Annotated in this window: 23 protein-coding genes and 1 tRNA gene; 11 read left to right on the forward strand and 13 right to left on the reverse strand. The window is 38.1% G+C overall.

Features of this window, described 5'->3' with window-relative positions; translation table 11 throughout:
- Positions 1 to 137: 137 nt before the first annotated feature.
- Complete coding sequence (locus FLEMA_RS0137925; RefSeq protein ID WP_026997907.1) at positions 138 to 1,421, reverse strand: sensor histidine kinase; 1,284 nt, start codon at positions 1,419 to 1,421, stop codon at positions 138 to 140.
- A gap of 185 nt (positions 1,422 to 1,606) precedes the next feature.
- On the opposite strand from FLEMA_RS0137925, the gene rmuC reads away from it, so the two are divergent.
- Both rmuC and FLEMA_RS71655 read left to right on the forward strand, forming a co-directional pair.
- Positions 1,607 to 3,046 carry a DNA recombination protein RmuC gene (gene rmuC / locus FLEMA_RS71650; protein WP_044172564.1) on the forward strand — a complete coding sequence of 480 codons (1,440 nt, stop codon included), beginning with the start codon at positions 1,607 to 1,609 and terminating at the stop codon, positions 3,044 to 3,046.
- A gap of 70 nt (positions 3,047 to 3,116) precedes the next feature.
- Positions 3,117 to 4,154 (forward strand): aldo/keto reductase, encoded by a 1,038-nt coding sequence (locus FLEMA_RS71655; protein ID WP_044172567.1) that lies wholly within the window; start codon positions 3,117 to 3,119, stop codon positions 4,152 to 4,154.
- Between the two features lie 149 nt (positions 4,155 to 4,303).
- Here FLEMA_RS71655 and FLEMA_RS0137995 read toward each other — a convergent pair whose 3' ends face one another.
- Together FLEMA_RS0137995 and lon are read right to left on the reverse strand one after the other, a co-directional pair.
- Positions 4,304 to 5,185 carry a phosphatase domain-containing protein gene (locus FLEMA_RS0137995; protein ID WP_026997908.1) on the reverse strand — a complete coding sequence of 294 codons (882 nt, stop codon included), beginning with the start codon at positions 5,183 to 5,185 and terminating at the stop codon, positions 4,304 to 4,306.
- 24 nt (positions 5,186 to 5,209) lie between these two features.
- Positions 5,210 to 7,696 (reverse strand): endopeptidase La, encoded by a 2,487-nt coding sequence (gene lon / locus FLEMA_RS0138000; protein WP_026997909.1) that lies wholly within the window; start codon positions 7,694 to 7,696, stop codon positions 5,210 to 5,212.
- Positions 7,697 to 8,200: 504 nt separating this feature from the next.
- Here lon and FLEMA_RS71660 point away from each other — a divergent pair.
- Entirely contained in the window at positions 8,201 to 9,511 is a 1,311-nt protein-coding gene (locus FLEMA_RS71660; protein ID WP_044172570.1) for an NCS2 family permease, read from the forward strand.
- Positions 9,512 to 9,580: 69 nt separating this feature from the next.
- Entirely contained in the window at positions 9,581 to 10,387 is an 807-nt protein-coding gene (locus FLEMA_RS71665) for a 5'-methylthioadenosine/adenosylhomocysteine nucleosidase (RefSeq protein WP_081681429.1), read from the forward strand.
- Between the two features lie 172 nt (positions 10,388 to 10,559).
- Here the strand turns inward: FLEMA_RS71665 and cobA are convergent, their stop codons facing one another.
- Together cobA and FLEMA_RS0138070 are read right to left on the reverse strand one after the other, a co-directional pair.
- Positions 10,560 to 11,342, reverse strand: a complete 783-nt coding sequence (gene cobA, locus FLEMA_RS0138060) for a uroporphyrinogen-III C-methyltransferase (RefSeq protein ID WP_044172575.1) — start codon at positions 11,340 to 11,342, stop codon at positions 10,560 to 10,562.
- Positions 11,343 to 11,422: 80 nt separating this feature from the next.
- Entirely contained in the window at positions 11,423 to 13,525 is a 2,103-nt protein-coding gene (locus tag FLEMA_RS0138070) for a nitrite/sulfite reductase (protein ID WP_026996631.1), read from the reverse strand.
- A 331-nt stretch (positions 13,526 to 13,856) separates the two neighbouring features.
- Here FLEMA_RS0138070 and FLEMA_RS71670 point away from each other — a divergent pair, with 331 nt between their 5' ends.
- The 4 genes from FLEMA_RS71670 to pnuC all read left to right on the forward strand — a co-directional run bounded on the left by FLEMA_RS71670 (position 13,857) and on the right by pnuC (position 17,132).
- Positions 13,857 to 14,267 (forward strand): hypothetical protein, encoded by a 411-nt coding sequence (locus FLEMA_RS71670; protein WP_144080134.1) that lies wholly within the window; start codon positions 13,857 to 13,859, stop codon positions 14,265 to 14,267.
- Between the two features lie 538 nt (positions 14,268 to 14,805).
- Entirely contained in the window at positions 14,806 to 15,408 is a 603-nt protein-coding gene (locus FLEMA_RS71675; protein WP_044172581.1) for an RNA polymerase sigma factor, read from the forward strand.
- Between the two features lie 427 nt (positions 15,409 to 15,835).
- The gene (nth, locus tag FLEMA_RS71680; protein ID WP_044172583.1) at positions 15,836 to 16,504 is read left to right on the forward strand and encodes an endonuclease III; all 669 of its coding nucleotides are present in this window, start codon (positions 15,836 to 15,838) and stop codon (positions 16,502 to 16,504) included.
- A 55-nt stretch (positions 16,505 to 16,559) separates the two neighbouring features.
- Positions 16,560 to 17,132 (forward strand): nicotinamide riboside transporter PnuC, encoded by a 573-nt coding sequence (gene pnuC / locus FLEMA_RS71685; protein WP_044172585.1) that lies wholly within the window; start codon positions 16,560 to 16,562, stop codon positions 17,130 to 17,132.
- Here pnuC and FLEMA_RS0138180 read toward each other — a convergent pair.
- The gene (locus FLEMA_RS0138180; RefSeq protein WP_026997911.1) at positions 17,122 to 17,640 is read right to left on the reverse strand and encodes an NUDIX hydrolase; all 519 of its coding nucleotides are present in this window, start codon (positions 17,638 to 17,640) and stop codon (positions 17,122 to 17,124) included. The genes pnuC and FLEMA_RS0138180 overlap by 11 nt on opposite strands.
- Positions 17,640 to 18,083, reverse strand: a complete 444-nt coding sequence (locus tag FLEMA_RS0138185) for a DMT family transporter (RefSeq protein ID WP_026997912.1) — start codon at positions 18,081 to 18,083, stop codon at positions 17,640 to 17,642. The genes FLEMA_RS0138180 and FLEMA_RS0138185 overlap by 1 nt, the downstream gene beginning before the upstream one ends.
- Positions 18,084 to 18,160: 77 nt before the next feature.
- Here FLEMA_RS0138185 and FLEMA_RS71690 point away from each other — a divergent pair, with 77 nt between their 5' ends.
- Positions 18,161 to 19,087 (forward strand): serine hydrolase, encoded by a 927-nt coding sequence (locus FLEMA_RS71690; RefSeq protein ID WP_044172588.1) that lies wholly within the window; start codon positions 18,161 to 18,163, stop codon positions 19,085 to 19,087.
- Between the two features lie 36 nt (positions 19,088 to 19,123).
- On the opposite strand, the gene FLEMA_RS0138210 is transcribed toward FLEMA_RS71690, so the two are convergent.
- From FLEMA_RS0138210 to FLEMA_RS0138240, 5 genes are all read right to left on the reverse strand, one after another.
- A tRNA-His gene (locus FLEMA_RS0138210) sits at positions 19,124 to 19,200 on the reverse strand.
- A 103-nt stretch (positions 19,201 to 19,303) separates the two neighbouring features.
- Positions 19,304 to 19,915, reverse strand: a complete 612-nt coding sequence (locus FLEMA_RS0138215; protein WP_026997913.1) for a superoxide dismutase — start codon at positions 19,913 to 19,915, stop codon at positions 19,304 to 19,306.
- A 213-nt stretch (positions 19,916 to 20,128) separates the two neighbouring features.
- The gene (locus FLEMA_RS0138225; protein WP_026996634.1) at positions 20,129 to 20,584 is read right to left on the reverse strand and encodes a nucleoside deaminase; all 456 of its coding nucleotides are present in this window, start codon (positions 20,582 to 20,584) and stop codon (positions 20,129 to 20,131) included.
- Positions 20,584 to 21,693, reverse strand: a complete 1,110-nt coding sequence (gene aroC / locus FLEMA_RS71695) for a chorismate synthase (protein ID WP_044172592.1) — start codon at positions 21,691 to 21,693, stop codon at positions 20,584 to 20,586. Before aroC ends, FLEMA_RS0138225 begins: the two co-directional genes overlap by 1 nt.
- A 68-nt stretch (positions 21,694 to 21,761) precedes the next feature.
- On the reverse strand, positions 21,762 to 23,219 hold the full coding sequence (locus FLEMA_RS0138240; protein ID WP_026996635.1) for a BatD family protein: 1,458 nt from the start codon (positions 23,217 to 23,219) through the stop codon (positions 21,762 to 21,764).
- A 243-nt stretch (positions 23,220 to 23,462) separates the two neighbouring features.
- Here FLEMA_RS0138240 and FLEMA_RS0138245 point away from each other — a divergent pair, with 243 nt between their 5' ends.
- Positions 23,463 to 23,681: a hypothetical protein gene (locus FLEMA_RS0138245; RefSeq protein ID WP_026996636.1), complete on the forward strand. Its 219-nt coding sequence runs from the start codon at positions 23,463 to 23,465 to the stop codon at positions 23,679 to 23,681.
- 400 nt (positions 23,682 to 24,081) lie between these two features.
- Positions 24,082 to 24,603, forward strand: coding sequence for an HNH endonuclease (locus FLEMA_RS0138255; protein WP_026997914.1), 522 nt, complete (start codon positions 24,082 to 24,084; stop codon positions 24,601 to 24,603).
- A 114-nt stretch (positions 24,604 to 24,717) separates the two neighbouring features.
- Here FLEMA_RS0138255 and FLEMA_RS0138265 read toward each other — a convergent pair whose 3' ends face one another.
- The gene (locus tag FLEMA_RS0138265) at positions 24,718 to 25,230 is read right to left on the reverse strand and encodes a DUF2480 family protein (protein ID WP_026996637.1); all 513 of its coding nucleotides are present in this window, start codon (positions 25,228 to 25,230) and stop codon (positions 24,718 to 24,720) included.

The following is a 25,230-nucleotide window of genomic DNA, read 5'->3' on the forward strand; positions in this document are numbered from 1 at the left end:
CGTTCGAAAAACTAATTTCGAACGCCTTTTGCCTATTATAATGATACACCTTTAGCCGCGAAGCATTATATCTCTACTGCTGAAAAGCATCTTCAAAAATAATCACTATTCACTCAATTTGGGGTGACTCATGTTTTTTATGCTACTACCACAGGAATAATCAGCCTAAATTCGCTTCCCTCATGGAGTTTACTTCTTACTTCTATTTTACCTTTGTGGCCTTCTACCATTTCTTTGACATAATATAGCCCCAATCCAAAGCCTTTTACATTATGGACATCGCCTGTGTGTACCCTAAAAAACTTATTGAAAATATGCCTTTGGTCTTTTTCGGTAATGCCAATTCCGTTGTCTTTGATACTGATAACGAGGTAGTTGCCTATATTTTGGGTTTTGATAGTGATATTTGGCGTTGTTTCACAATACTTAATACCATTGTCGATAAGATTGTGGATAATATTGCTAAAATGCAGCCTGTCGGCTTTGATAATCGTATTTTCTGCCTGAAGAATCACCTGCAAATCGCCTCCACGCTCTTTGAAAATAGGCTCACAATTAAGGGTTAGTTCTTCTAATAAATCATGAACATTTACTTCTTCCAGATTAAGTTTATCTATCTTTTGGTCGATATTGGCAGTTTGCAAAACAGTATCTACATTTTTTTTCAAACGAGCTGCCTCCTTTCTAATAATCGACGCATAACTCAGCAAACGCTCAGGTGTCTGAATGATTTCGGGTTTCATAAGTACTTCCGACGAAATAGAAATCGTAGAAATAGGCGTTTTAAACTCGTGTGTCATATTGTTGATAAAGTCATTCTGGACTTCGGAAAGCCTTTTTTGCTTAAAAATAACCATCAAAGCATATACAAAAAATGACATAACCACCAGCAATATAGTTGACGAAAAAAACCAGTTGTCTAAATCGCCCAAAAGAAAATATTTTTTATCGGGAAAATATACCCCAAAATAATAGTTATGGATATTTAGGTCGGGAAAGTTATAATGTGCTGTAGAATCATTTTTATCACAATTTTCAGAATGACACACAAACGACTTAAAATTGATTCGGTCTTTCAAACAGTCATAAATACCGTACTCAAAGTTGAGTCGAATATCACTTCTGGCAAACTCCTGTTTCAGAAACTCCTCTAGTACTTTAGCGTTGATGGTATCGTTGGTTTGTACGGTATAATAATTAGAAGTAACACGTTCTACGGGCTGTAGTAGCTTGTTGTTGGGGTTTTTATTAAAGTCCAAAACCCTACGGCTTACCAGCCGCAAAGCAGAGGTAACTCGTTGGTCGAAATCCCTATCTTGAATATTATAGGCTTGACGAAACCAAAAATATTGTATAACAATCACTCCAGCCATCAGCAGGATAGACAGAGCAACAAATATGCGTAAGGTTTTTGAATTCATGGTTCAAAATTAACGCTTCTATTTCAGAACTGTTGTATAGCTTAACATTTCATTAACAGACCTGTCGTTTTATGTACAGTTTTCGGTAATTTTAGTAACAACTTGTCTATGTTTTAGGAATTTTTAAGAAATATTTTTTGCCTTTTAAAACAAATATTTAAACAGCTTTAAAACCAATTGTGCTTATGAATAGCATTTTATTAGTAATCCTGATTGTACTGGTGCTTATTAATATCTGGATAACATTTGCTCGTAAATCAGAACCTAAAAATGAAGAGCTGAAATTTGAGGTTCAAAAAATAAGTTATGATTTAGTTAAGTTACAGAATATCCTGCGTGACGAACTAACCAATAACCGAGAAGAGAATCGTCGTGCGTCTCAGGATAGTCGTAAAGAAATCAGTCTGGCTTTTAATACTTTAGGACAAAATGTATTACAAAATAGTAGCCATTTGAATGCTGCTCAGAATAACCAGTTTGAGACATTTTCAAAGCAGCTTGGCTTTTTTATACAAAATGTAGAAGAAAAAATGCTTCGTTTGCAAAATACCCTACAACTTTTGGGCAAAGAAAACCGAGAGGAAATAACCCTAGCTCGTCAGGGTACAGAAAAGCAGCTCGACAAAATTCGTGAAACAGTAGCCCAGCAACTACAAACCCTACAAAGTGAAAATGCCAAGAAATTAGAAGAAATGCGTAATACTGTGGATGAAAAACTCCAGTCAACCGTCGAAAAGCGATTTAATGAATCGTTCAAAATTATTAGCGAACGCCTCGAACAAGTACACAAAGGGCTTGGCGAAATGCAAACGTTAGCTTCGGGAGTAGGCGACCTCAAAAAAGTATTAACTAATGTAAAAACACGTGGTAATCTTGGCGAAATACAACTTGGGGCTATACTAGAGCAAATCCTCTCGCCAGAACAATACGAACAAAATGTGAGTGTAAAAGCAGGAAGTCAAGAAAGGGTAGAATATGCCATTAAATTACCTAACAAAAACGAGGACTCGCAAGCAGTATTATTACCCATCGACTCGAAGTTTCCTAATGAAGATTATCAGCGACTACTAGAGGCTTATGACAACGCAGGGGTATTGAGTACCAAAGCGATAGAAGATATATCAAAACAATTTGAGAATGCCATCAAGAAAAATGCCAAGGATATTAAAGACAAATACCTCAATCCTCCGCACACAACAGACTTTGCCATTATGTTTGTACCAACCGAGGGGCTGTATGCCGAGATACTTAGACGAACAGGGCTTTTTGAGACCCTACAACGAGATTACCGTATTTCGGTAGTAGGGCCAACTAATTTAGCGGCATTTTTGAGTAGCTTGCAAATGGGTTTCCGCACATTGGCAATTGAAAAACGTTCGAGTGAAGTATGGGAGGTATTGGGAGCTGTCAAAACAGAGTTTGGGAACTTTGGGCGAGTGCTTGGCAAAACCAAAAAGAAACTACAAGAAGCTACCAATGTGATTGACCAAGCCGAAATTCGGAGTAGAGCAATAGAACGAAAACTCAGAACAGTACAGGAGCTGCCCCAAGACCAAGCTACCTTGCTATTAGGCGAATCCATAGAAATAGAATTAGATAATAGAGCTACCGAAGATGAAGACTAATAGGAAGGAACATTTTTGATAAAACTTACCTTATATAAATGTCTTTAAAAACATCAAAACCAATTTTAACATGGAATACAGACAATTAGGGGCATCGGGACTAAATGTGCCTGTGCTTAGTTTTGGTACTGCTACATTTGGCGGAGGTAACGATTTCTTTAAGGCTTGGGGCAGTACTCAGGTCGATGAGGCAACTCGCTTAGTAGATATTTGTCTCGAAGCAGGGCTTAATTTTTTTGATACAGCCGATGTTTATTCACAAGGACTTTCTGAAGAAATATTGGGTAAAGCTCTTGTTGGTAAAAGAGCCCAATCTATTATTTCTACAAAAGCTACTTTTCCTTTTGGCGATGGCCCCAACAATCAAGGTTCGTCACGTCACCGCTTAATTACACAAGTAGAAGGTAGCCTAAAGCGTTTACAAACTGACTATATCGACTTATTTCACATGCACGGATTTGATGGCAATACGCCTATCGAAGAAACGCTTCGTGCATTAGACGATTTGATTCAAAGTGGCAAAATTCGTTATATCGCGGCCTCTAATTTTTCGGGATGGCACTTGATGAAATCATTGGCCTTATCAGACAAATACGGTTGGAATCGTTATGTGGCTCATCAGGTATATTATTCGTTGGCCAACCGTGAGTACGAATGGGAACTAATGCCTTTGGGTATCGACCAGCAAGTAGGAGGAATTATTTGGTCGCCATTGGCGGCTGGCCGCTTGGGAGGTAAATACCGACGTAATCAACCTTTACCACAAGATAGCCGTGTGGCTCAGGGCGGAAGCCCGATTCCACAGGCTGTTATTGATAATGAGGTTTTTTATAACATTATAGATACCCTCGACGAAGTAGCCGAAGAAACAGGCAAAAGCCTAGCACAAGTAGCCATTAATTGGCTTTTGCAGCGTCCGACAGTTTCGAGTATTATTATTGGGGCTCGCAATGAAGAACAGCTTGTCCAAAATCTTGGAGCTGTAGGGTGGAATCTTTCGGTAGAACAAGTTAAAAAGCTAGACCAAGCCAGCGAAATACCAACGATTTATCCGTATTGGCATCAACGCCAAAATACCCAACTGAACCCTTTACCTAAATTTTATTAATTTGGTGTGTATTACCTTAAAGAACAAACTACGTTTTCAAGAAAGAATGAATTATGCACCTTTCTGAAAAGGATTCAGTAATAAAATAATCCCCAAGAGAACAGGCTACTTATGTCTATTTCTCTGGGGATTATTTTATGATAGGCTACTCAAATATCGCCGTAGTTTACCTGAAAACACGGCAACCTCATTACTAATCGCCAAAAATCAACAAGGTCTGGGTGGTTTTCTAAAACCAATTTTATCCAAAAGCGGTCTTGAATATGTTGTTCAAAGAGTTCTTTTTTGACGATAGTATCCTTTCTGGAGTCCCCTATGGGTCGCATCAATAAAGCATTGTAAGCGATATTATTATAAGCTAGCCAGTTGGTGGTTGGTCTTCGAGCATTTTCATCTCTTGTTGTCAATAAAATAATTTTATATCCTGCCTGATGATAATTTTTGAGTAAATCAGCTACCGATTCATTGAGCAAGTCAGCCTCGCAACGATATACTTCATGAGGATTTCGCTCGTGCAAAACAGCCAATGTATTATCGACATCACAAATGATAGCTTTGGGCAAAGAATCATCCTGTTCGATAGGTTGATATAATTCTTCTTTGGATAGAATATGCTGGCGATACATTTTGGCAATTACCGAACTCCCTACTTTTTTATCACGGAGTTCGTCCCGTTCAATACATACCTCTAGGGTAGTGTCAAATGTTTTGGTTTGAATTTCTACTTTATCTTTAAAAATCTGTTCGTATTTATTTACAGCTTTCTGAATACGCTCGATAGGGCGTTCCCAAAGATTGGTATCATCAACCACCACATTTTTACCGTGTTTCAAAGCCTCGATAAGCATTATATCACGAAGTTGTTCTACAAACTGCTCATTTTCACGCGAATGCACACTGTTGTCGAGCATGGCCCGCATATCGTCTTTGTTGAGGCGTTTCCATTTCCCTTCCGATTTTTCAACAAGTTGTTTGGCAAAGGTAGATTTACCACTGGCGGGTAAACCCTGTAAGATAAGTACAATTTTCATAGACTATTATCAATAAAAAACGCCCTAAACAAGGGCGTTTTCTTTTTTATCTTCAGGAAAAACAAACTTAATAGGTCTTGCCACCTTTTCTTTGAGTAAAGCTATTTCGAGAACTTCATCAACGTTATCCACAAAGTGAAAAGTAAGGTCAGCAATATAAGCTGGAGTTATTTCTTCGATGTCTTTTTTATTTTTGTTACAAAGAATAATTTCCTTAATTCCTGCTCGTTTGGCAGCCAGAATTTTTTCTTTGATACCACCTACTGGCAAAACTTTTCCACGAAGTGTAACTTCGCCAGTCATGGCCAAATGAGGTTTTATCTTACGTTGTGTCAAAGCCGAAGCAATTGACGTTGTCATAGTAATACCTGCCGATGGACCGTCTTTGGGTACAGCACCTGCTGGCACGTGAATATGCAAATTATAATAATCAAAAATTCGGTAGTCGATGGCATAGTCGTCGGCATGAGCACGCAAATACGAGAGAGCTGCCATGGCCGATTCTTTCATGACATCGCCCAGTTGCCCCGAAAGTGTGAGGCCACCCTTGCCACGATTAAGAATAGATTCAATAAACAGGATATCGCCACCAACGGGTGTCCACGCCAAGCCAGTAACTACACCAGCCACATCGTTGCTTTCATAAATATCTTTATCGAAAATCTCAGTACCTAATAATTTTACAACGTCATCAGCCTTTACCGTTTTAGGGTATTCTTCCTCCATTGCAATCGACTTCGTAATCTTTCTGACAAGCTTTCCAACTTCTTGTTCAAGCTTTCTTACGCCCGACTCGCGGGTATATCCCTCAACCACCTTTTGAATAGCAGCATCGGTAATTGTAATACTTTTAGGGTCAAGGCCGTGTTCTTGTTTTTGTTTAGGCACAAGGTGTTTTTTAGCGATTTGCACCTTCTCTTCCATGGTATAACCACTAATGTCGATAATCTCCATACGGTCACGAAGAGCCGAGTGGATTGTGTCTAGGGAGTTGGCCGTTGCAATAAATAGCACCTTCGACAAATCGTATTCTACCTCTAAGTAATTATCTAAAAAGGCATTGTTTTGTTCAGGGTCTAGTACCTCCAACAACGCCGACGACGGGTCGCCACGGTGGTCAGTACCTACTTTATCTATTTCGTCAAGGATAAACACAGGGTTTGAAGAACCAGCCTTTTTGATATTTTGGATAACCTTACCAGGCATAGCCCCTATATAGGTTTTGCGGTGTCCTCTAATTTCGGATTCGTCATGAAGCCCACCCAAGGCCATCCGAACGTACTTACGGCCAAGAGCTTTGGCTACCGACTTACCCAAAGAGGTTTTACCAACACCAGGAGGTCCATATAAGCACAAAATTGGGGCTTTCATATTGCCTTTCATTTTTAAGACAGCAAGGTATTCGATAATACGTTCTTTTACCTTTTCTAGCCCAAAGTGGTCGGCATCAAGAATTTTTTGAGCTTTTTTCAGGTCAAAATTATCCTTGGTGTATTCGCTCCAAGGTAAGTCTACGAGTAGCTCAACGTTATTGATAAGCATTGAATACTCGGGCGACATCGAGTTGGTGCGTTGTAATTTACCAAGTTCTTTTTGGAAATGGTCGGCTATTTCTTTCGTCCATTTTTTATTAGCACCTTTGGCACGTAATTTATCAATTTCGGCCTCGGGGCTATCGACGCCCAATTCCTCCTGTAATACCTTAATTTGCTGACGCAAATAATAGTCTCGCTGCTGTTGATCAATATCGCTACTTGCTTTGCTCTGAATTTCTCGTTTGAGTTCTAGCAAATCAATATCGGTCATCATATATTCAAGCAACTTTTGGGCTTGTTCAATACCGCTAAAAGTTTCGAGAAGTTGTTGTTTTTCGGCCAATTCAGCATTGATATTAGCCGAAAGAAAATGAATCAAAAAGCTTGGCGACTCAATATTGTCGAGAGCAATCTGGGCTTCTCTTGGTATTTCAGGATTCAAGAAAAGGATTTTCGAGGCAGCTTCTCTCAATGACTGCACTAATGCCTTGTTTTCTCGGTTGAGTTTTACAGGGAAATTATCGTCTATATAACTCACTTTTGCTAACAAATGGGGTTCTGTTTTGATATACTCTTGTACCTCAAAGCGTTTACGACCTTGAACAATGATAGTGATATTGCCACCTGGCAAGACAATCATTTTCAAGATATGTGCCACTGTTCCAACTTTGTATAAATCGTCACCAACAGGTTCTTCTTTACTAGGATTTGCTTGCGTAATTACCCCAATGGTACGGTCGCCTTTGTAGGCTTTTTTTACAAGACGCACAGATTTTTGTCGACCAACGGTAATAGGAATCACCATTCCTGGAAATAAAATAATATTGCGGATAGGAAGAATAGGTAATTCATTTGATAGTTTGCCTAGTTTCTCATCATCTATCTGCTCGGCACCAAGTGGTATCAGCTCTATCCCATCGAAATCCGAAATTTCGGCGAGTTGTAGATTATTTAAGAATTTTTTATTGTAGCTCATGTTCTCCTTTCAAAAATATTGGATAAGCGGTAAGGGATTATACAGTGGTTAAATAAGTTTTAGAAATGGTAAGTTTGGAATCTTAAACTTCAGTAAGGTTATATTTAAGTATATATTATGCAGTAATATTACCGCCCTCTGCCATATTGGCAGAAACTCCCTAAAATTACATTTAATTGTTCTCACTTCAAAAGCGAATTATTTAAAGGTCAAAAGCTATGCCAATATAATTATTGTCAGCCTTTTTACAGAATAATCTAGCTATTCTTTAGCAATTCAATTATTTAACGTAAAATTTTAAAGTTCTTGATAAAGTAAAACGGGCTTGAGGCCTATAAAATTATACATGCTTATTGATCGATTGAGTAGACCCTCTATTGAAGAAGCGAAACTAATAGATATTTACTATTTAACAACTGAAAAATAGGATTAATTCAAGTTGTGTGCTTGAAAAATTTGTGTTTTATCAAAGAGAAGACTATTTTTAGACAAACCCTACTTTTCATGACAACTAAAGTATCTTCAAGCAAGACCGAAATCCTTGCTGGTATCAGTTCTTTTTTGGCTACTATGTATATTATTGTAGTCAATCCGTCTATTCTTAGCCAAGCAGGTATGCCCTTCAATTCGGTACTAACAGCCACCGTATTGCTGAGTTTTTTCTGTAGCTTGATGATGGGTATTTATGCCAAAAACCCTATTGTTGTAGCTCCAGGCATGGGTATGAATGCGTTTTTTACCTTTACGGCTGTAAAAGGCTTGGGTATTAGCTATCAGATAGCCTTAGGGGCTGTATTCTGGGCAGGCGTTATTTTTGTGCTATTATCTGTTCTGAATGTACGCACCTATATTGTACGTGCTATTCCACAACCTTTGCGGTTTGCGATTTCGGCGGGTATTGGGTTATTTATTAGTTTGATTGGTCTCGAAAATGCGAAGTTTATTATTGCCAATCCTGCTACATTGGTTGGTATTGCCAATTTTCATGACTCTATTATTTTGACTTTCTTAGTGGGGTTATTTATTACTTCTATTCTTGTGATTCGTCGGGTTAGAGGCGGTATTATTATTGGTATTTTGGCTACTACTTTACTGGCTTTGCCTATTGGTAGAGTTTGGGGCGATGCCTCGGCTATCAATTTTGGGCAAGCTACTCTTGTGAATTGGAAAGGGGTATTTTCTTCGCCCGACTTTGGGTTAGTCTTCCAGCTTGATTTAGTTAATTCGCTCAAGCTATCGTTATTCCCTGTTGTTTTTGCTTTTGTTTTTACTGATATGTTCGACAGTATTTCAACATTTGTGGGACTTGCCGAAGCTGCCGACTTATATGACGAAAATGGCGAGCCTCGTAATGTCAAAAAATCATTAATGACCGACGCCGTGGCTACCTTACTAGCAGGTATTTTGGGTACAAGCCCCGGTACAGCATATATAGAATCGGCTGTTGGTATTGAACAAGGTGGTAGAACGGGTCTTACTGCCATAACGGCAGGTATTTTATTTTTACCTTTTATGTTTTTATCGCCACTATTATCTATCATTCCAGCTATTGCAACTGCTCCAGCATTGGTTATTGTAGGGGTTTTTATGATGAAACCTGTTACTAAAATCAACTGGTCGAAACTTGATGATGCTATTCCTGCTTTTTTGGCTCTTATTCTTATTCCTTTTTCTTATTCAATAACGCAGGGAATTATTTGGGGCTTTTTGAGTTGGACTATCTTGAAAGTGGCAATTGGTAAGCACAAAGAAGTGTCGTTGGCTTTATGGGTTATTGACTTATTCGCTATAATCGCCCTAACATGGGGGCATTAGTGGCAGGCATAGAGTTAAGTTGTCTACCACTTCAATTTTCAACAAACGATTAAATAGACTATTATGCAAATGATTACCCAAAAACTAGTAGGGCTACTTTTGGTTCTATGTATTAGCCATGCTGTTATGGCTCAAAAACCACTTACAGCTATTGTAGGGGCTTTTAATGCTGAAATTCAGTTGCTTGAAGATTCCTTGAAGAATAGACAAGAACATCGTATTAAAGGCGTTCGTTTCTTAACGGGAGAATTGAGAGGAATGCCCGTAGTATTAGCTTTGACAGGTGTTGGAAAGGTAAATGCAGCCATGACCACTACTTTATTGATGACCCACTGGCAGCCCAAGCAATTATTGTTTACGGGCATTGCGGGAGGTGTTCATCAAGACCTATCCCCGGGCGATATTGTTATTGCTCAATCATGTGTTCATCACGACTTTGGACATCTCCAAGCCGAAGGTATTACTTTGCGTCCAACCCGAAATCCAGCCACGCTTATTCCCAATCCGATTTATATTCCTGCCGATACAATGCTATTGCAATTGGCTCAAAAAGTATTTGTTAGTTGCCCATATCAGGCTGTAGGCAAAAATAATCGGATGCCCAAAGTTATGACAGGTATTATAGCAACAGGCGATGTATTTGTTAATTCTAAGCCAAAAGTAGACGAATTACGCAATAAAATAAAAGCTGATGCTATAGAAATGGAAGGAGCAGCTGTGGCTCAGGTATGTTGGCAGATGCAAGTACCTTGCTTGGTATTGAGAAGTATTAGCGATAATGCCAATGGACAAGCACATCAGGATATGCCTAATTTTGAAAAAATAGCAGCCTATAATTCAGCAAGTTTGGTATTGGGTATTTTAGCCAAATTATAGTTGTGCCAGAGTTATCCACGGTGAGCGAAAATTGTGGATAACTTTTGTGGGTAATACACAAAAAAAGCTCACAGTAGCAACTATTGAGCTTTTTTAAATACCTAACCACTAATACTCTTTTGTATAAAATCAGTGTTGATTTTATCTATATGATAGAATATGCCAGAAGGCATTATGCTTCGTTTGAAAAAAAGTTCTGTAATTCATCGACTGAAACGTATTTTACCACTTCACCCAAAACGATAACGGCAGGATTGGCAAGATTATTTCGTTCGGCAACTAATTTAATATTTTTTGCAATGCCAACGCCAACTTTTTGATGAGTGGTTGTTCCATGCTGAATAATGGCAACGGGCAACTCTTCTCGCTCTAGCTCAGAACAGATGGTAGCAATTTGTTCAAGTTTGTTCATTCCCATCAAAATGACAACCGTAGCAGATGTTTGTAATGCCAAGCGTAGATCGTTGGAAAGTGAACCATCAGATTTTGTTCCTGTAATAACCCAAAAGCTTTCGCTAACGCCACGGGTTGTCATCGGAATACCCGCATAGCCAGCTGCAGCAATAGAAGATGAAATGCCAGGTACATAGGCTGTTTCTAAGCCAAATTGCTTAGCATATTCGATTTCCTCCATACCACGCCCAAATATAAAAGGGTCGCCCCCTTTAAGACGTACTACATGACCATACATATAGGCTTTTTCAACAATCATAAAATTGATAGCATCCTGCGAATGACTTTCGCCTGGGCGTTTGCCTACATATATGTTCTCACAACTGTTACTACAATAATCCAATAATTCGTTGGCAATCAAAGCATCATATAATACCACATCGGCCGACTTCAGAGCTTTGATGGCTTTTACAGTAATCAAATCGGGGTCGCCAGGGCCAGCCCCTACCACAGTAAGGCGAGGTTTAGGCTCTAGTGTATGGAAATTTTCTAAATTTATCATTTCACGAATTAAATAAAAAAGGGTGTATTAGCCAATGTTCAAAACATTGACCCTTTACACCCTTTGTCACTAGATTGAAATTATGCCTCAATCGTTTGTTCACGATAAGCTTTTGCCAATGCTAAAAATGCTTTTGCTTCAGCAATATAAGATTGAGCAAACTCAAAAGAAGGTTCGTTTTGGTTGATTTGCAAGACTAACTCTTTGAAAGTCTTATCGCCCGTTGAGATTTCTCCTTTTGCTACAAAATGCTCGTCAAACTTCTCAATTACAGCATTTTGTGTCGAAACACTTACGCTTTTGTCTAATAATAATGCTTTGGCAGCACTTACAAAAACACTATAAGCATGATAAATGGCATCTGCAATACGGTTTTCGTTGAAGGCTGTTTCTGTCCAAGCAAATTTTTCTTCCGACTCAAACAGCAATGTTGCTACTAAGTCAATCATTACGCCAGCACATTCACCTACACCAATTTCTGTAGCAAATTGCTCTGAAGCACCCCAGTCGATAAAGTCATCATCTTTTAGAGTTGTCAAATCAGCTACTGGTTTCAACAAATTATAGAAATATTTTTCGCCCTGACGGTCATAATAAGCATTAAAATATTCACCTTCGAGTGCGTTTTCTTCGTAATTGTTTAACAATACACGTAAAACTTCTGGTCCACGTTTTGAAGGCACTTTGATAACTTTGTCAGCTACTCGGCCTATACCATTGCCCACAGTACCACCACCAAGCAATACTTGCAATGCAGGAAGGACACGTTTATTGGCGGCTTTCAATGACGAACCATGGAAACCTATATTAGCCATTCCGTGCTGTCCACAAGAGTTCATACAGCCCGAAATTTTGATTTTAATATCGTTATTATGAATCAAATCAGGGAAATCCTCGGTAATAACAGCTTCTAATTTCGAGGTAATATTAGTACTATCCGAAATCGCCAAATTACAAGTATCTGTACCTGGACAAGCCGTAATATTAGCAATAGAATTAGCACCAGGCGAAGCCAGTTCATGAGCCTTTAGTACTTCATAAACAAAAGGTAAATTTGCTTCAGGTACAAATTTGAGCATCAAACCTTGGTTGATACTTACTCTAATATCATTGGCAATATATCCTTCTAATTGTTCGATCAAAGAACGAGAAGTAGTTGAGCTAATATTTCCATTCAAAATACGTACATATACCCCAAAGTATCCAGCTTGCTTTTGAGCAAAGGCGTTGGTAGCTAACCAAGTTTGGTACTCAGCTGTTGTTGGAGTAGGCGTACTGGCTGTCAAGGTTGGCAAATACCCTTCTATTTCGGTTTCGCTGAACCCATCAGTAGCCACCTCGAAGGTTGTATTCTTCAAAGCCTTTCTTTCTACATTTACTAATTCAGTGAATGTATCAAAGCCTATTTTTTGAAGCAAAAATTTTAAACGAGCCTTATGTCTTGAATTACGTTCGCCATGACGGTCAAACACTCGAAGAGCTGCTTCAATATAAGGAATCACTTGGTCGGTAGCCAAAAACTCAAAAGCTACCTGAGCTAGCATAGGTTGAGCACCCAATCCACCACCTACAACTACTTTGAACCCCCTTTGTCCATCAACAACTTTCGGAATCAAACCAAAGTCGTGCATATAAGCCAAAGCAGTATCCTCTTCCGAGTTAGAAACTGCTATTTTGATTTTACGCCCCATTTCCTGACAAATTGGATTGCGAAGGAAATAGCGGAAAATCGCATCGGCGTACGGAGTAACATCAAAAGGTTCGTTTGGATCAATACCCGCAGTTGTAGAAGCTGTTACATTACGTACTGTATTGCCACAAGCCTCACGCAAAGTAATATCGTCTTGCTCTAATTTAGCCCAAAGCTCAGGAGTACGTTCTAGCGAAACGAAGTGGATTTGTACGTCCTGACGAGTAGTCAAGTGTAAATTACCAATAGAATATTCGTCAGAAATATCAGCAATGCGTTTCCACTGCTTAAAAGTCATCTTGCCATAAGGCAATTTAATACGTACCATTTGTACGCCTTGCTGACGTTGACCGTACACCCCACGAGCTAAACGGAGGCTACGGAATTTTTCTTCATGAATTTTTCCTTCTCTGAATAGTTCAATTTTACGAGCTAAATCAAGAATGTCTTTTTCAACAAGTGGATTTTCGAGTTCAGTTCTGAAACTTTGCATTGCTAATTTATTTTAACGTTTAAAATAGAGCCATTTGGCACAAAACATCTAAGGTGCAAATGGTCTAATTAAAACCAATAACCTATTTAAGTAACATACTCTATCAGGTATGTAGATTTTAATACAAAACTAAATAAGAAATTTCGTGTATCAAGGGTTTTTCCAAAAAAAAGTTTATTATTAATTTTAAACATTCAAAAAATCCAAGTAAGTTTGCTATTAAGGTCTAGTGTCTGAGTAATAATCAATTATAACGGCTAGTTATTCATATATACAACTTTTTGACATGTTTTTGAGTTCCAAGAAGTTGACCTATAACCCCCACAAACCCATGAAAAAAAATCTAACTCTACTAGTAGCTTTAGTAACCGCCCTTTTGTCTAGTTGTACCGACAACAAAAAAGTTGCTGAATATCAAGACCAAATTCGCAGGCTTGAAAGTCAAGTATTGAAAGAACGCCAAGAAAACGCCGAATTAAGTAGCTTCCGTTTTAGTCTTGAAAGCCAATTCAAGAAAAAAAATGAGGACTATATGAAATGTCAAGAAGATAGTAAAGATACCTTTGAAACATTGACAATCAAGTATAATCGCTTATTGGACGACTACAACAAAATTCAGGCATCGTACCGTTCATTGAACGAAACATACGAATCGAATAAGGTCAATTCTGCCAAGGTTATTGCTGAACTAGAAGAACGAGTTAGAAATATTAAAGTTTCTAAAAGTAGAAGACGTAGATAACTATTATATACTGATAGTACATATTAGATTTTAAATTTCTGATTTCAGAAAATGGGTAAAATAGCCTAGCTCTTCATAAAAAGAAGTGGAATAAAGCCAAAAGCAAATACCCGACATCTGAAATTTTCAATATATAAAAAAATAGAGCTTGGTAATATTTTATCAAGCTCTATTTTTTTATCCGAAATCCCCTACCATTTAATCAATCAACAAGTAAAGAGTTGAATTTGGCAAACTATTTGCTTAATTTTAAAACAGAAAGATAGTAGGCAATCCTAAATTTTGTATTGCTCGTAGATACTGAGTATTTATTTTGAAACAACTACTAAATACAGTAGGTACAAACTATTAGAACGAAGAAAAGGCTGTTAATATTTGTTAACAGATGTTAAAAATGATAGCAATTTTTTTGGATTTAATGTAACATCAGCTATCTTTGAAACAACCAATCAAAAAACTTCGAGTAGTCACTTAAAAAAACAATATAGGAGAAACAATATGATATAAAGCTTTACGTTAACCAAATAGATTTATCAAGATGGAAAAAATCCATGTTAACGACAGTGAGCTTGTATCACGCTATATTCAAAACGGTGACGAACATGCATTCGAGACTCTTGTTCGCAGATACAAATCAAAAGTTTATACAACCATTTATTTAATTGTTAAAGACACATTCGTGGCTGAGGATTTGTTGCAAGACACATTTATCAAAGCTGTAGACGTTTTGCGTTCTGGCAAGTATAATGATGAAGGTAAATTTTTGCCATGGGTGCTAAGAATTGCCCATAACATGGCGATTGATTATTTCCGTCGCGAAAAACGCTATCCTAATATCGTATTCGAAGATGGCAGCAGTGTGTTTAATACATTAGACTTTGCAGAAGACTCTGTTCAAGATTTGCAAATTCGTAATGAAACTCACAACCATCTAAGAGACTTGATTAAACGTCTTCCTGACTCGCAAAGAGAAGTGCTGGTGATGCGTCATTACGAAGATATGAGTTTTCAAGAGATTGCCGACGCCACAGGTGTTAGCATCAATACGGCATTGGGGAGAATGCGTTATGCGTTGATAAATCTACGCAAAATGATGAGCAAACATTCTCCAAGTTATGATACAAACCTTTACGCAGAATGACGTTATCCGTTACGTCTACGAGGAAACAACGGAAGAAGAGAATCTTCTGATTCAAGATGCATTGGTGCACGACACCGAAATGCTGGAGTTCTATCTTGATATGCTCGATGTAAAAATCGGTATGGACAATAGCTACAGTGAACCTTCCTCAAGATGTACCGATAATATTCTGTCGTACTCAAAGAGTAAAAATAATAGTCAGTCAAAACATCATTTTATTGCTTAACCGATAGGGGCAGTAAAGTGATGTTTTTTGTTTTCCCAGTCATACCGATTGGGACTAGAATTATTTGTCTTTCTGCTTACCAATATGATAATATATTTTGATGGAAAATAGCGATTACGCTGCCAAAAAAATATTTTAAGTAATTTTCTCCTTATTTTTGAGCTCCTAATATTATTGGCATCGTATGTCAACCTATAAGTTATGCTCAAAAAAGAACGTTACCGTTTATTAATAGACTATTTTACTCATAATTTTCCTGTTGCAGAAACGGAACTGCACTATACTACACCCTTTGAGTTACTGGTGGCGGTAGTATTGTCGGCTCAGTGTACCGACAAACGGGTAAATATGGTAACTCCGGCCCTATTTGACCGCTTTCCAACGCCTGAGTCGTTGGCACGTGCCGAATTTGAGGAAGTTTTTCATTATATCCGCTCTATTTCATATCCCAACAATAAAGCAAAGCATTTGATTGGATTGGGGCAAAAGCTAGTCGATAACTTCAATTCGGAAGTTCCTAGCACCATTGAGGAGCTTCAAACGCTACCTGGAGTAGGTAGAAAAACAGCTAATGTCATCGTCTCGGTTATTTATAATCAGCCTGCTATGGCTGTAGACACACACGTATTTAGGGTTTCTCATAGAATTGGGCTGGTAGCCAAAACGGCCACAACACCTTTGGCTGTAGAAAAAGAATTAGTCAAAAATATCCCAGAATCATTAGTGCCTGTGGCACACCATTGGCTGATTTTACATGGAAGGTACGTTTGTATTGCTCGTTCTCCCAAATGCGAAGAATGTAAGCTGACGCACCTTTGTCAGTATTTTAATAAACCTCCTCATCTGAGAAAAGACAGTCCTAAGTTATAAGTATGCTAAAGGCCAGCACTAACTAAATCCGACGCGATACAAACCTCTATTGATTATGATTGATTACCTGTTTGCTAATTGGTTAGAAAACCTCGGTGTAGTAACTACCCTAATATGTGTTTGGCTCAATACCCAACAAAATATTTGGGGTTGGTTTTGGGCTATTATTAGCTCTACTATTTATGGTGTTATTTATTGGAAATTCCAGCTCTATTCCGATATGGAGTTGCAGATTGTATTTATTCTATTGAGTATTTATGGCTGGTATCAGTGGCTTTTTGGAGGAAATCAAAAAACAGAATTGCCTGTAAGTAGAATGCCTCAAAAGCTCATAAGTGTTTGTTTGTTAGTTTGGTTGGCCTTTACGGGCCTTTCGGGTTACTTGCATGGCAAATACACCGATGCTAGCTTGCCTTATATCGATTCTTCGCTTACGGCTATTAGCTTGATAGCACAGTGGATGATGGCCAAAAAGTATATCGATAACTGGATTTTGTGGATTGTAGCTAATGTTGGTTATGTAGGTATGTATTTTTTTAAAGGCCTGCACGGCACAAGCCTTTTATATGTATTACTATTGGTATTGGCTATAAAGGGATATACCGATTGGCGAAAGTCTATCGTGTAAAATCAACCATTTCATTAAAAATACCACGACGAGCCTGCCAGTCTTGAACAGCCCTGCCTGTTCCTGCTGGCCAAGGTTTGATTTCTTCAGGTTTTTTGCGTTGATAATCTACTAATTCTTCGCTTAATTGAATTATTCCCGTTGCTCTAACATGATAGGTAATAAGTAACTGATTCATTCTGTGAAACTCGTATAACCCTACCAATTCTACGATTTCGCCGTCCAAATTCAATTCTTCCTTTACTTCTCTTAAAATACCCTCTTCAGGTGTTTCGCCTGATTCTAAAAAACCAGTAATAAGAGCATACCAAGTGGTAGGCCAAGCGGCATTTCGTGCCAAAATAATGTCACCTTCATGTTCTACGATAGCCGCAACAACAGGTATAGGGTTGTTCCAATGTACAAAACCACAGCTAAGGTCATCGTTACAGGCTAATCGTTCTCGGTCATCTTTTAGCTTTAAGACAAGCTCCTTTCCACATTGTGGACAATATTTCATTTTTGACATTAGAATTTACGAATTAAAATTACGCCTAATAATAGAAAAAACGCCCCTATAAGCCTTCCTGCCGATATTTCACGAATAGGAAGGTTGAAAAGTCCAAAATGATCCATTAGCATAGAAACAGTCATTTGTCCAGCAATCACCAAGCCAAAGGTGAGTGCCACCCCTAGCCTTGGCATGAGTACAATAATAGTACTTACATAAAATGCTCCTAAAATACCAGCCAACCAAACATACCACGGGGCTGTTCTAAATGCTGTAAACTGATTCATCGGAATTTGTGCTATAATAGCATAAATAACTAAGGCAATAAAGCCTGTAAAAAAAGAGAGAATCGCTGCCAGAATAGGATGTCCAACTATTGTTGACATTTTACCATTGAAGGCTGCTTGGGTCGGGAAAACTGCACCGCATAAAAAAGCAAGAAATATAAAAATATATTGCATTTAGAACAAGGAAGAGATAATGGTTTGCCAATCATTTGATATATTGTAAATATACATTTTATCACAATAATAAAACTATGAAGAAAACATTTGCAATAAGCATTCTGTTCATTTTATTTCAAGCAAATATCTGGGCTCAGCTTACACCCAATAGTACGAAAATTGATAAGGTATTGGAAACCAAACTACAAAACCTAGTAAAAGGCTTTCATGGCGATGTTGGGATATATGTGAGGCATCTTAAAAAAAATAAAATGGCAAGCATTCAGCCCGATTCTATTTTCCCAACAGCCAGTATGATTAAAGTTCCTATTACCATTGGTTTGTTCAACAAAATAGAACAAGGGCTATTAGATTATCACGCTGTTTTGACCTTTCGGGATTCGCTTTTGTATGCTGGTGACGATATTTTGGGGTCATTTAAAGATGGTGAAAAAATAGCTTTAGCTAAAGTCGCTATGCTTATGATTACGACATCCGATAATACAGCCAGTTTATGGTGTCAGGCTATGGCAACCGGTACAGGTATCAACGAGTGGCTAGATAGCAATGGTTTTAAAGATACTCGTGTCAATTCACGAACTCAAGGACGTGAGCCTGCTCGTAAAAAATATGGTTGGGGACAAACCACACCAAGAGAGATGGCAGAGTTATTCGTAAAAATCAGAGAAGGGAAAGTGATTAGTCCAGCAGCTAGTGAGCGTATTTATCGAAACCTAATTAGAATATACTGGGATGGAGAAGCTTTAAGTCAAATTCCTCCAACGGTACAAGTGGCTTCTAAGCAAGGAGCTGTTAATCAATCTCGTTCGGAAGTACTGCTTGTAAATGCTCCTTCAGGCGATTATGTGGTGGCAGTGATTACCAAAAATCAAAAAGATGAATCATGGGAAAGAACTAATGAAGGCTATGTGTTTTTGAGGGCTATCTCAAAAACAGTATGGGAACATTTTGAGCCAAAATCAAGCTGGAAACCCACAGAAGGAATGGATAAGTGGTATTAGAAGGGCAAAAAAAAGAGGTTACAAAAGTAACCTCTTTGGGGAGAATGATGGGGCTCGAACCCACGACCCTCGGTACCACAAACCGATGCTCTAACCAACTGAGCTACACTCTCCGTTTTTTGGTGATGCAAAATTAGGTATTTATTCAGTATTAGGCAATATTTTGAGGTTTTTTTTTGTAAAAATAATCAAAATATTGCCTAAACTTTTGATTATCTAGGCTTTAGCAGATTGGTATCTTGCTTCAGCGATATTCCAGTCAATTACATTCCAGAAAGCATCAATATAATCTGGACGCTTGTTTTGGAACTTTAAGTAGTAAGCGTGCTCCCAAACATCAAGACCAATCACAGGAAAGCCTTTTACATCAGCAACGTCCATCAATGGGTTGTCTTGATTTGGTGTAGAAGAAATTGCTACTGAACCATCTGCCTGAGCTACTAACCATGCCCAACCAGAGCCAAAACGACCGATAGCTGCCTTTTTGAATTCAGCTTTGAAATCTTCAAAAGTACCAAACTTAGCATTGATAGCTTCGGCTAAAGTACCTACAGGAGCACCACCTCCATTTGGAGAAAGGATATTCCAGAATAGGTTATGGTTGAAATGACCTCCACCGTTGTTGCGAACTGCTGGCGAAAGCGTGCTAATTGTTGCCAAAAGCTCTTCCAGAGTTTTACCTTCCAATTCTGTTCCAGCAACGGCTGCGTTCAAATTGGTTACATAAGCGTTATGATGACGGTCATGGTGGATTTCCATTGTCAACGCATCGAAATGAGGTTCCAACGCATTATTTGCGTATGGTAGAGGGTCTAATACGAATGCCATTTTTTGAGTTAATTAAGTTAATTGAGTTTAATATGATTTTGACCTTCTGTTACAAACAAATAACATAAGGTTCGCAATTGAAAATTTTTAAAAAGGTTAAAATATACTCATCGAAAGCTATTTTTTACCTTAATTTCAAAATAGTGTTGAATACTACACATTTAAAAAAACGAACAAAATCGTGGATAAGTTCCTATAAAGCCTATTTAGTAACTAGTTACGTAGCTTTTTAAAAAACTGCTTCAACATAACTTCACAGGGTTCTTGTAAAACGCCTGTAATAATTTTGGTTTTAGGATGGTAAATACTGGGATGTATTTTAGAACACCCTCGTTTGTCGTCTAATGCCCCAATCACTACTTTACCAATTTGCGACCAAAATAAAGCACCACCACACATCACACAGGGTTCGAGGGTAACATAAAGGGTACATTCTTTTAGGTATTTGGCTCCCAAAAAATTAGCTGCTGCTGTAAGTGCCAGCATTTCGGCATGAGCTGTTACATCTTGCAGTAGCTCGGTTTGATTATAGGCTTTTGCAATAATTTGTTCTTGACAAACCACAATAGCCCCTACGGGTATTTCGCCTTTTTCCAATGCTATTTCAGCTTGTTGTAAAGCCAATTGCATAAAATATTCATCGGAAAATGTTGAGCGACCTTTACGCATTAAAATTCAAGTTTTTCTTCTTGTTCAAAAGCCAAGCCTTGGGAGGCTCTGTTTCTCAAGTAAAAATCTACCAAAACCAAGGCTGCCATTGCTTCTACAATAGGCACAGCACGAGGCACAACACAAGGGTCGTGGCGGCCTTTACCCGACACAATAACGGTATCGCCATTGGCATCTATACTTTCTTGGTCTTGCATAATAGTAGCTACAGGCTTGAATGCTGTTCGGAAGTAAATATCAGCTCCATTAGCAATTCCTCCCTGAATACCACCTGAATGGTTAGTTTTGGTTTTTATGTGGCCGTTTTCAATATAAAACTCATCGTTGTGTTCCGAGCCAAACATTTCTACACCCGCAAAACCACTGCCATATTCAAAACCTTTTACAGCATTGATGCTCAACATGGCTTTTCCTAATTCGGCATGGAGTTTGTCAAATACAGGCTCGCCCAATCCTACAGGAGTACCAGTAATAACACAGTCAACAACCCCACCAATGGAATCACCTTTTTTGCGAGTTTCGTCGATATAATCAAACATCTGCTGAGCCAATACTGGTTCAGGACAACGTACTGCATTTTCCTCGGCAAGTGCCAAATTGAGGTGTTGATAAGGTTGCTCTAATTTGATTTTACCTACCTGCGATACATACGCTTTTATATCTACACCAATATTTTTCAGAATCAATTTGGCTAAAGCACCAGCTGCAACACGTGCCACCGTTTCACGGGCAGAGCTACGCCCACCGCCACGATAATCACGTACACCATATTTGGCTTGGTAAGTATAATCAGCATGAGAGGGTCTAAACTGCTGAGCAATATGCGAGTAATCCTTTGAACGCTGGTCGCCGTTCCATACTAACATAGCAATAGGTGTACCTGTAGTTTTACCTTCAAATACGCCCGACATTACCTGAAACTCGTCGGCTTCTCGTCGTTGTGTAGTAATTCTTGACTGACCAGGCTTTCTGCGGTCCAACTCACTTTGAATAAATTCAGCATCAAAAGGAATTCCTGCTGGGCAGCCATCTACTACAACCCCAACTGCCAACCCGTGGGACTCACCAAACGTACTGATTTTGAATAATTTGCCGTATGTACTGCTCATTTTTTGGATGATTGGGTATCATTTTGTCTATACAATAGGCAAGAATATACCCCTGTTTACGCATTATATTATAATCTTTTTTTCTTATTCGGTAAAAAAATATAGACCATTCCTATCAGCATAATAATGATAAAAATGTTAGCCTCATTTTTTAGTAATTTAATAATATTACTGGCTTCTTCATTGGTATTGAGCTGATCGAGGCCATCGTAAATAGAGGCACTTTCGCCTGTTGGAGTATCTACGGTATTGATAGTTTTACCACTCGAATGAATCTCTACTTTGGGTCGAAGGGTATCGTATCGGCCTTTTTGAGGATTAAAATAAATCCAACTAAAGTACTTTGACATTGCAAAGTTACCAGCCTGTTTGGGAATTATATGAAAAGTAAATGATTTTGTACCAATTATTTTGTTGCCTTGAGGCGAAATAGTTGAATTAATATCGGGCTGAAAGAAGTCGAATGTACTGTCATTTTTTACTGTAGGCAACTTTACTTCTGAAATATTGCCATCGCCCGAAATCTGGATTTGGTAGTCGATTGACTTTCCTGTTGCGATATTGGTGGTATTAACGGTTTCTTTTAGGGTAAATACACCTACCGATATTTGTTGTTTGAGTGGGTGTGGCGGTAAGTCTTTAGGTTTTATCACAAAAGGCTTGGTACTAAACGACACGTATGATTGCTTTTTGCCCTCTTCTTTGCTATTGGCATCTTTGAGAAGGCGTAAGTTTACCGATGGGATTACGATTTCTTTGTTGTTGAGTGGATAAAAAGTAGCTTGATAAAACTTGTACTGCATATAATTTTTGCCATTAATCTTAATAGATTCTCCTTGGGTTTCGGTCAGGCCAAAGCTTTCTTCCCAGCAGCTTTCAGGTTTGATTTTTTTGATAATAGCAGGAATTTGAGTAGTATTTTGGTCAAACTGAATATCGGCAGTATTACTTTCTGCTACATAAAATGCCAAAGTCAGTGTAAAACCTTCCCCCACAAAAGGATTAAGCTTGTTGGTATTGAGCGAAAGGAAAGCATTCTCTTTTACATTGACCAAATCTTTTTGATTGCCTTCTATAAAATCAGTAAAATCTTCGCTGGTAGTTTCGGTTTCTTCGGCCAAAGGGTTATCGAGAGGTTTGGTTACAATCACCAAACAACCTTCACTTTTAACCTCAGTATTATTGACGAGCAGCTTGAAGGGTTTTATTTTTAGTGTGCCTTCTTTTTTGGGCAAATAATTTTGTGAAATACTGTAAGTAACAATAGGCTGCCCAGCCACCAACGACCTAGCTATGGCTTTGGTAAACCCACGCTTACTAAAATCTGGAAATTCGGGGAATCTACACTCGGGAATAGGCTGTTCGGGCGTTGTTTTGATTACCACAGTCACTACAAAAGGCATATCGCTCGTAATATTTTTTTCGCCAAGCGTAACTACAGGCGTGTTGTCTTGGGCTATCCCGATATAGCTAATTAAAAAACAAAATAATATTGAAATAGTAATATAATTTTTCGTAAATTTCACCGTTTTTCGTCAAAGGGTACTATTTCCCTAGTTTATGAAACCATTATTTAATTGAAAATTCAACAGTGCTATTACCATGTATAGCCACTTGTTTTTGATAATGAAGAAAGAACTAGTCTAAAATATATGGCAATTTTTTAGCAAGATACAACCTTTTTATGTCAGGATATTTAGTTTAACCCAAATTACACTTTTACAATTCAACTTTTTCATTAAACCAAATTTTCAAATCTCTAAAAAACTATGACAACGTTAGATTACGTCAAAATGATTCTTGATAAAGTTAGTTTTGATGCCAAGTTATTTGAAAAAGAGCTTAGAAAAGCTATCAAAAACATCGCTATTGAAGAAGTAAAATCTCTTAAAGATTGGTGTTTTGAACAGTATGGGAAAACTTATGAGCGATTAATAACACGATGTTTTAACCGATTCCGAAAGAAAACCCAATTGATTACAGCCTAAATTTTTGTTACAAAATCCCTTACCTTGTTTTATAGCGTACATTTTCACCAAGATATTCTTACAATACTTGGTGAAAATGTATTTTTGTCTTCTTCTTCGGCTACATTAGTCATTAGCTCACCAAAATCCTGAATACTTCTGTAAAATACTCATTAACAAAAAGTTATGTGAAAACTATTTTTACAGTTCAGTCGTTGTATTATTAGGATTTATCATTAATTTGCAAATACGTAAAAAGCACCTTTAACACAATCTAATCACAACCATTGGCCTATAATCACGGCTAATTTTATAATCTAGTACAATGAATCAATTACATATATCAGGTCGTTTAGTAAGGTAACTTGGCAAAAACCTCCGACTGATGACCGATTATTTCACCAACAAAATTTTTATAATTATGGGTCGGAAAGTCTTAGTATTGAATCAAGATTATAGTGCATTGGCAGTTTGTTCTATTCCAAAAGCATTTTTACTCGTATATCTCAAAAAGGCAGACCTTGTTGCCGAATCCGAAACTGAGCAGCTTCGTACTGTGTCTCAGTCGTTCCCTATGCCATCTGTTATTCGTCTCCATAGGTATGTTTATATGCCATTTAAGGGCGTAATTCTTTCTCGCCAGAATATCTTTAGACGCGACCACGGTGAATGCCAATATTGTGGTTCTAAAGAAGACCTAACCCTCGACCACGTACAGCCTAAGTCACGAGGAGGACGTACTTCGTGGGACAATCTTATCACAGCCTGTAAGCGTTGTAATTCAAAGAAAGGAGACCTAACACCTGAAGAAGCAGGTATGATACTAAGAAGCAAACCTTACAAACCCTCTTTTGTGATGTTTTTACGGGATTTTGGTGGTGCTATGGAAGCCAGTTGGATACCCTTTTTGGGCAAAAAAGAAAAAAGAGCTTGGGCAGATTAAGTATCTAATCTATTAGAACTTATTGCTTGAGATAGATTACTAGGGTTCAAACAAAAAAATCGTCATACTAAACAACCTCTTGTTTAGTATGACGATTTTGACATATAACACGTTTTATTTTTTCTTATACAAAGGTACAGTACTACAAGGTTCACCAAACATCAATGACTTGACATAGGGCTGTAACAAACGAGTAATTTCGACATAGGCTACTGTAGGTACAGGAACTTTTGAGCAGCCTTTAATCACTACACGTGCATCTAAATAATCATGAGGATTGATCTTGGCAATGGCATCGTAATATAGTTTTTCTTCGAGCTGTTGCAGGTTACCAAATACCACCAAATTAGCCACAGGTTGTAATTTTAGGGTCAAAAGCATATAAGCCCAAGTGGGTACAATAGCATCTTCCGAGCAGACAATCGCTACATTTTTGCCTGCATATACCGACCAGTCATGACTTTTAAGGAACTCGCGAAAGTCTTTTTCCTTCAAAATCATTCCCATAAAGAGGTTATCTTTAATATCATAAACCACCCTTTCTCCCTGATGGTAGTAATCTTCTAAATTGAGAGTTACAAGCCCACTATTGGCTACTTTATTGATAATTATATCCTCGGTTTCCAT

The sequence above is a fragment of the Flectobacillus major DSM 103 genome (genome assembly GCF_000427405.1).
Taxonomy (GTDB): Bacteria; Bacteroidota; Bacteroidia; order Cytophagales; family Spirosomataceae; genus Flectobacillus; species Flectobacillus major.

Excerpts from the sequence above, each read along its gene's own strand:
- FLEMA_RS71670 (WP_144080134.1), top strand. The coding sequence starts at position 13,857 with ATGAAAAAAAATCTAACTCTACTAGTAGCTTTAGTAACCGCCCTTTTG.
- FLEMA_RS0138255 (WP_026997914.1), top strand. The coding sequence starts at position 24,082 with ATGGGTCGGAAAGTCTTAGTATTGAATCAAGATTATAGTGCATTGGCA.
- aroC (WP_044172592.1), bottom strand. The coding sequence starts at position 21,693 with ATGAGCAGTACATACGGCAAATTATTCAAAATCAGTACGTTTGGTGAG.
- FLEMA_RS0138245 (WP_026996636.1), top strand. The coding sequence starts at position 23,463 with ATGACAACGTTAGATTACGTCAAAATGATTCTTGATAAAGTTAGTTTT.
- FLEMA_RS0137925 (WP_026997907.1), bottom strand. The coding sequence starts at position 1,421 with ATGAATTCAAAAACCTTACGCATATTTGTTGCTCTGTCTATCCTGCTG.
- rmuC (WP_044172564.1), top strand. The coding sequence starts at position 1,607 with ATGAATAGCATTTTATTAGTAATCCTGATTGTACTGGTGCTTATTAAT.
- FLEMA_RS71660 (WP_044172570.1), top strand. The coding sequence starts at position 8,201 with ATGACAACTAAAGTATCTTCAAGCAAGACCGAAATCCTTGCTGGTATC.
- FLEMA_RS71675 (WP_044172581.1), top strand. The coding sequence starts at position 14,806 with ATGGAAAAAATCCATGTTAACGACAGTGAGCTTGTATCACGCTATATT.
- FLEMA_RS0137995 (WP_026997908.1), bottom strand. The coding sequence starts at position 5,185 with ATGAAAATTGTACTTATCTTACAGGGTTTACCCGCCAGTGGTAAATCT.
- FLEMA_RS71655 (WP_044172567.1), top strand. The coding sequence starts at position 3,117 with ATGGAATACAGACAATTAGGGGCATCGGGACTAAATGTGCCTGTGCTT.
- FLEMA_RS0138070 (WP_026996631.1), bottom strand. The coding sequence starts at position 13,525 with ATGCAAAGTTTCAGAACTGAACTCGAAAATCCACTTGTTGAAAAAGAC.
- FLEMA_RS0138185 (WP_026997912.1), bottom strand. The coding sequence starts at position 18,083 with ATGCAATATATTTTTATATTTCTTGCTTTTTTATGCGGTGCAGTTTTC.
- cobA (WP_044172575.1), bottom strand. The coding sequence starts at position 11,342 with ATGATAAATTTAGAAAATTTCCATACACTAGAGCCTAAACCTCGCCTT.
- pnuC (WP_044172585.1), top strand. The coding sequence starts at position 16,560 with ATGATTGATTACCTGTTTGCTAATTGGTTAGAAAACCTCGGTGTAGTA.
- FLEMA_RS0138225 (WP_026996634.1), bottom strand. The coding sequence starts at position 20,584 with ATGCGTAAAGGTCGCTCAACATTTTCCGATGAATATTTTATGCAATTG.
- lon (WP_026997909.1), bottom strand. The coding sequence starts at position 7,696 with ATGAGCTACAATAAAAAATTCTTAAATAATCTACAACTCGCCGAAATT.
- FLEMA_RS0138215 (WP_026997913.1), bottom strand. The coding sequence starts at position 19,915 with ATGGCATTCGTATTAGACCCTCTACCATACGCAAATAATGCGTTGGAA.
- FLEMA_RS0138180 (WP_026997911.1), bottom strand. The coding sequence starts at position 17,640 with ATGTCAAAAATGAAATATTGTCCACAATGTGGAAAGGAGCTTGTCTTA.
- nth (WP_044172583.1), top strand. The coding sequence starts at position 15,836 with ATGCTCAAAAAAGAACGTTACCGTTTATTAATAGACTATTTTACTCAT.
- FLEMA_RS71690 (WP_044172588.1), top strand. The coding sequence starts at position 18,161 with ATGAAGAAAACATTTGCAATAAGCATTCTGTTCATTTTATTTCAAGCA.
- FLEMA_RS71665 (WP_081681429.1), top strand. The coding sequence starts at position 9,581 with ATGATTACCCAAAAACTAGTAGGGCTACTTTTGGTTCTATGTATTAGC.
- FLEMA_RS0138265 (WP_026996637.1), bottom strand. The coding sequence starts at position 25,230 with ATGGAAACCGAGGATATAATTATCAATAAAGTAGCCAATAGTGGGCTT.